This is a genomic window from uncultured Shewanella sp., assembly GCF_947495455.1.
Classification (GTDB): domain Bacteria; phylum Pseudomonadota; class Gammaproteobacteria; order Enterobacterales; family Shewanellaceae; genus Shewanella.
On sequence record NZ_CANLZC010000181.1, the window covers coordinates 1 to 5,297 of the forward strand.

The window sequence follows — 5,297 nt, forward strand, 5'->3', positions numbered from 1 at the left end:
CGGAAACGAGCGAAGCGAGGGGAAGGGCTGGCGGGGGTGAAACCCCCAAGAAGGGTTATCACTCGAAAATTTCAAAAATTACTTATTCACAAAATTGAGTCAATTTTGCCTTAAAGAACTTCTTTTTAACTTGCTTTAAACTTAAAAGACTTAGGAGTTAATGTAAACCCATGATTATAAAGAAATATAAATTTTAAAGGTGTGCGTCTACCGAGTTAAAGGTGTGCGTCTACCGAGTCAAAGGTGTGCGTCTACCGAGTAAAGGTGTGCGTCTACCGAGTCAAAGGTGTGCGTCTACCGAGTCCTGTGGATAAAATTATATAGGTGTGTATTGACATTTTTTACAACACACCTAACATAAAAGGTGTGTTGTAAAAATGGAATAAATACACCTATGGAATTATCTCGTGTTTCATCAAAAACGAAAGTTAGACATAAAACTGATATTAATCGTACGTTATCAATGATGCCTCTTTCTTCAAGGCGAGTTTTATTTATGGCTATTAGTCAATTAGATTCAAAAACATTGATTAAAGAAGGGCAAATCTTTCGCGTTTATGCCAATGACTATGCAAGATTAGCTCAATTGGAAATGAATACAGCCTACGAACAATTAAAAGCCGCCGCATTAGATCTACAAAAACAAGTGATTGGAATACCAAAGGAAGAGTTATTACCACCGTTTCCTCGAATAGGTGAGCGCCCTTGGGTAAAACCCATTGGCAAAGGAATTAGAATGCTGAATGTTACCCAATATTGTGATTATGAAGATGGCGACGGGTATGTTGATATTAGTTTTAGTCGACAAATGGAGCCTTACATTTGCATGTTAGAAAAAAACTATACTACGCAAGTTTTGTTGTCCTGCGCGAGACTTAGAGACACTAACGCTAGTAATTTATATCAATTAATCAGGCAAAAGATCAGTGAAAAAAAAGAACGCTATTTTGATATAGGTGTTGATGAACTAAAAGACGAAATGGGCTTATTTACAATGAGGTATAAGGAAAAGACATATTCATATCCTCAATTCAAAGAATTTAATCGCAGTGTTATAAAATTAAGCATAGACACCATAAATAAAACCACTGAAATTAAAGATTTATCTGTGGAGATAACTGAAAGAAAAAAAAGAAAAGCCAGCAAACTGCGCTTTACTTATCGTATTGATGATAAGGTGCAATTTGAGGGAGTTTGACGTTAATTACAACTGACATCATAAAGCCAAGGTAACTTTGAATCATAACCCCTAAATTTTAGTTTCTTAATGAAAAAACTAGAATTGAAAATATTAGTGATGTTGATGTAACATACAAAAGTTTTTATTCTATAACGCATTATAATATAAGGATATATATGTCATCAACCAAGTGTTTTCACGAAATAAGAAACTTCAAACCAACGTCTCGAACAATGGATGGAATAAAAGAAATAGATCGATTGACGAACATGGGCTCAATCCTAGGAAAAATAGCGGTATTAATTCCATTCTTCGCAATATTTACAGGTAGAAGTACATATGCAGTCGGTTCTATGGGAGGACAAGCTTGGAATCTCTCACAGACTGACTGGGTAAGCTTTGATCAAGCACTTGCATCAGCCCCTAAAATCACCCGAGATAGAATTAATAATTATGCTGAAAGTCAATGGTATATATCCAGTGGCAATGATGCTTTATTTTGGAGATGTGTCGCTAATGCAACGAAATAAACTCATACTCACAGCTATGGCAATCGTGATCCCATTCTTTGCTAATGCAGATCCAACCTCACCTGATCATTTAGCACAAGTCATGGCTAAATATGAAACAGCATCAATACCTTGTGGTAAATACAGCATTGCCGACTTCAACACCAAAAACAAATGGTTTAAGACACTATCTGAAGAAGAAAAGAAAACTGTTATCTATTATGTTGTTAGTACTCTAAAACAACAATGTTTACAGCCATTGGAAAATGAATTAATCGTCGCATTTTTCTACGATGCTGCTATCACAGATTCCAATGAAAAATTACTCACCTATTTAGATATGATGAAAATTTCAATGCCGAGTCCAGCATTAAAACAGAAGTTACAAGCAAACCTAAAAAAACTCGATATGCAGCAAATCGACCTCATTAAAGAAGAATTAAAAGCCACTCTTTGATTTAGAAATTCAGCAACAAAATAAAAAGTCCCTTATACAACTATACGTATAAGGGAACTTTACAAATAGAATGATCGAGTTACCTTTTCCCCTATTGTAAATTACCTCTTATTACCAGTTTGTTTTTAGCGTTCATCAAAAGCGTTCACATCAAGAGCAAAAGTGACCGTTTTTGATGCCGCCGTCCACTCTAGGTTACACTCTCGTGTCAACCTAGAGTGGACGGCTCATATGGCTTTGCGGGGAATTGCACACGGAAATTCGGTATCGATGAGTTGAACGCAAAAAAAAGCCCCTTTTTTAGGGGCTGTTGAGATATAACTTTGAGTGAACAATGAACACCCTTAGAGCCTAGTTGATTAACGCCCGTTTTTCTTTACTGTCACCGAACTATCAATAATCTTTTCTTGACTCTCTTTGTCAATCAACTCATCACCACAAACATTATTAATCTCATTTATAAAATCTGTACTATCATCCTTTAAAAGCATTTCTTTTAATCCTTCTATTAAATTTCGAAAAGCATCATTTGCATTTTTTCCTTTTGAAAATGGAATAAATACAATATGATTAGACGGCTTATCACCAAGATTAATGACTGCAAGCTTAACATCGAAACGATCTTCCGCCCATTTTTCCAAATGAACAAAAAACTCTCGTTTATTTTTAGTTATTATTTTAATTTCCTGAATTGGTAACATAACACCTTCCTTAATAAATACTTTTACTTAGGGTCTAAAATAAAAATATCTTTATGCTCCCCATAAGAGCCGTATGACGTCATCACCCTGACGCAGGGATAACTTTTTCCATTATGATTACATGTCATCAAATCCGCATTCTTGTCTTTCAATGCATTGTAATTAGCCTCAGCAATTTTAGATTGGCGTTGATATTGATTAATATCTTTAATCAACAACTGACTGTAACCATACCCAAAAATAACAAATACGGCGCTAATAAAAAAACACACCAGAAAAGTGATCCCAATCCAGCTCCAATGCACCTTACTCGCCAGTTGTTTTTGAATATTCTGCAGTACGTCACGATGAGCTGAAACAAGCGCTTCACGTTCTTTTTCTAATTGCTGAACTTCCTGTTTTTGTAATGCAATAAACTGGGAAGTCAATGTTTGTTGATCTTCTGCGATGGTCATCAAACTATAAATTTTTTCTTCTGCATTCATAATGACAGCCCTTTGTATTTTTCTAATTGGAGTTCTTCTTGCTCTTTGGGTGCATCTGTTTTTTCTTGTTGTACTTCTTTGGTCTGTTGCTCAGCTAACTTGGCTTGTTTTTCTGCCTGCTCTTTATCGACAATGGCCTTAAGCAAGGAATATTGCCTTTCCATCATCTTTCTGGTACCTATCTCCTGAGCCTTAAGTTTTTCTTTATGTTTATGTTCCTCAAATTTCGCCCTCGCTTGCCGCATACCTTCTGGCGCCCCAATGTGCTGGACTGGATCTGCCTGCCTTTCTCTCTCCTTCATCACAATACTGCGATTAATATCACCGCGCTCTGATGGCATTCCGCGCTTTTCCATCTCATGAGCGACAGGGCCAAGATGAACCGTGGCTTCTCGCTCAATGCCTTGTGCCAGTAACGAACGATGATCGACCCGAGCATCAATATGATTACCCTCTAAATGCTGATTAACTTCTTTAGCCCAGTTCTCACGCCAGCTCTCTAACAAAGCCCGATCGTTCCATTGCCGGCATTTTTTACCAAAGCCTTCTTCGTTAACTTCCCGCATGCTGAGCATGATGTGGGCGTGGGGGTTCTCTGACTTGGATTCATGAAAGGCCACCGTTGCACACATCCCCTGACTGACAAACTGGCTGTTACAGTAATCCAGGATAAGTTGTTTGTTTTGTGCATGGCTTTGCTCTCTGGGAAGGGACACTTCAACCTCCCTAAAAAGCTGGGCGTCTTTTCGCTTCTCTGCTGCCTCGACTGCATTCCATAATATCGCCGAATCATTAAATGATTTGGGGGCGTTTTTCGGTAACAAGGTGAGTGATTCCATAACATCCATTTTACGCGAATAGTCATGGGTTAATCCTGTTCGCTGGTCAGTAATTTTTTTACCTTCTCGATAGGCACAGGCGGCAGTGGATGAGCGTCCACTCGAACGACTGCCGACACTAACATTGCAATGATAAATAGCCATAGTGATTTTTTCGCTTTTGATTTTTAATTTTTGTAATTACGAAGTAATTATCGCACACATTACGCAGTAATGTATAAGTGCGCCCTTCATTGTATTCGGGAAGTTAGTCCCCTCCCCGTTTTGACTCTCCATCGGGGGCTAAGTGGACGAATACAATCGCGGCGGGTAAACTCAAACAGACATTCAAAACCATACCTAAGGAAAGCGATGACAAGTCAACTGGAGAAGCTAAAAGAAAAGCAAAAGCAAATACAGGCGCAGATAAAGCAAGTCGAAGCAAGAGAGAAACAAAAACAGCGCAAAGAAGACACCAGACGCAAAATTATTTTGGGAGCGATGATCATGGATGCCATGAAAAACAGCGCCCAGTACAGAGAAAAAATCGAGAGCGATTTAAATCGCTATTTAACCAATGAGCGTGACAGAAAATTATTTAATCTCAGCGAAGAATCATGAAGGTTTAATCCTGTCCAGTAACCCCAACCGAAAAAAACCACTTTGAGCTGTTGAATAGACTCCGCTAATTCAAAAGCCCTCAGCGGCTCAAAATTCAATTTAAAACGCCAAAACCATACAACGGGGTGTATTTTTGGAGAAAATCGCTTAAATCGCCATTTTGAGCCCTTAAAATGCGTTTTCGAACGTAGTGAGAGCATGGGAGCGGAGCGAAACTAAAACGCAACGCGTTTTTTCTTGTCGAGATATCGCTTGTTTAACCCCATTCAGAGCGTCACACAGCTCCCTGCTAATGAAATTGCCCCTTCATCCTGCCTGACAGGCTTTTAAATTCGTTTTGGTCTTAGAGAGCCTCTCAGGGGCGTAGCCGAAATGCCGTTAGCGGATTGTGCTGTTGTGCTCGCCCCTGCCATCGGCAGGAAATGGCGAGGCATTATCGCTTGTGTCTGTTGCTTTTGGGGGATGCCGGAAACGAGCGAAGCGAGGGGAAGGGCTGGCGGGGGTGAAACCCCCAAGAAGGGTTATC

At 39.1% G+C, this 5,297-nt stretch carries 7 protein-coding genes; 4 read left to right on the top strand and 3 right to left on the bottom strand.

All coding sequences use genetic code 11. The features are described 5' to 3' along the window. Positions 1–394: 394 nt before the first annotated feature. The 3 genes from Q0791_RS24270 to Q0791_RS24280 all read left to right on the top strand — a co-directional run bounded on the left by Q0791_RS24270 (position 395) and on the right by Q0791_RS24280 (position 2,146). Positions 395–1,198: a replication initiation protein gene (locus tag Q0791_RS24270; RefSeq protein ID WP_299011839.1), complete on the top strand. Its 804-nt coding sequence runs from the start codon at positions 395–397 to the stop codon at positions 1,196–1,198. 158 nt (positions 1,199–1,356) lie between these two features. Next, complete coding sequence (locus Q0791_RS24275; RefSeq protein WP_299011840.1) at positions 1,357–1,710, top strand: hypothetical protein; 354 nt, start codon at positions 1,357–1,359, stop codon at positions 1,708–1,710. Continuing rightward, positions 1,697–2,146, top strand: a complete 450-nt coding sequence (locus Q0791_RS24280; RefSeq protein ID WP_299011841.1) for a hypothetical protein — start codon at positions 1,697–1,699, stop codon at positions 2,144–2,146. The genes Q0791_RS24275 and Q0791_RS24280 overlap by 14 nt, the downstream gene beginning before the upstream one ends. A gap of 359 nt (positions 2,147–2,505) precedes the next feature. On the opposite strand, the gene Q0791_RS24285 is transcribed toward Q0791_RS24280, so the two are convergent. The 3 genes from Q0791_RS24285 to mobQ are packed head-to-tail and all read right to left on the bottom strand — an operon-like array spanning position 2,506 to position 4,315. Continuing rightward, the gene (locus tag Q0791_RS24285; protein WP_299011842.1) at positions 2,506–2,847 is read right to left on the bottom strand and encodes a hypothetical protein; all 342 of its coding nucleotides are present in this window, start codon (positions 2,845–2,847) and stop codon (positions 2,506–2,508) included. 23 nt (positions 2,848–2,870) lie between these two features. Beyond that, on the bottom strand, positions 2,871–3,332 hold the full coding sequence (locus Q0791_RS24290) for a hypothetical protein (protein ID WP_299011843.1): 462 nt from the start codon (positions 3,330–3,332) through the stop codon (positions 2,871–2,873). Next, positions 3,329–4,315 carry a MobQ family relaxase gene (gene mobQ / locus Q0791_RS24295; RefSeq protein WP_299011844.1) on the bottom strand — a complete coding sequence of 329 codons (987 nt, stop codon included), beginning with the start codon at positions 4,313–4,315 and terminating at the stop codon, positions 3,329–3,331. The genes Q0791_RS24290 and mobQ overlap by 4 nt, the downstream gene beginning before the upstream one ends. Before the next feature lie 207 nt (positions 4,316–4,522). On the opposite strand from mobQ, the gene Q0791_RS24300 reads away from it, so the two are divergent. After that, positions 4,523–4,771 carry a mobilization protein gene (locus Q0791_RS24300; protein WP_299011845.1) on the top strand — a complete coding sequence of 83 codons (249 nt, stop codon included), beginning with the start codon at positions 4,523–4,525 and terminating at the stop codon, positions 4,769–4,771. The last annotated feature ends 526 nt before the right edge of the window (positions 4,772–5,297 follow it).